General features: G+C 63.3%; 1 protein-coding gene. It reads right to left on the bottom strand.

What is annotated here, in order from left to right:
* Positions 1 to 200: 200 nt before the first annotated feature.
* Positions 201 to 463: hypothetical protein (locus DYZ14_RS24240; protein WP_154720480.1), on the bottom strand; the 263-nt coding region annotated here is incomplete at its 5' end.

Here is a 463-nt window from a genome sequence, read left to right as displayed (position 1 = left end):
CGGTCGATATTGCCGGACGAGTGTTCCACATTGGGGCCGCTGCGGCTGGCGGATTCCAGGGCGAAGGCGGAGGTCGTGCCGGCAAGCGAGGCGATGACGGCGGTTGCTGCGATGAGGTTCTTCATGGGAATTATCCTTTCTGAGTGAGGTTCACCCAGGTCGGCAGATGGAGTCGGCCTGAGAGGTTGGGGCTGTTCCGGTTATTCGTGGGAGGGCGTGCCGACGGTGACGCCGCGGCCGGAATCAAAGCCGTAGATGACATTGAGATTGCTGCTGTCGACTGGTGCGCGGTCTGCCTTGGCGCCCGTATCCCGGATGATGGAGCCGACGACCGTACGGTCGATATTGCCGGACGAGTGTTCCACATTGGGGCCGCTGCGGCTGGCGGATTCCAGGGCGAAGGCGGAGGTCGTGCCGGCAAGCGAGGCGATGACGGCGGTTGCTGCGATGAGGTTCTTCATGG

Origin of the sequence: Ciceribacter sp. T2.26MG-112.2 (assembly GCF_900492205.1) — a bacterium.
GTDB lineage: Bacteria > Pseudomonadota > Alphaproteobacteria > Rhizobiales > Rhizobiaceae > Allorhizobium > Allorhizobium naphthalenivorans_A.
Note: the sequence above shows the minus strand (reverse complement) of the source record. Positions and strands in the feature narration are given on the sequence as shown.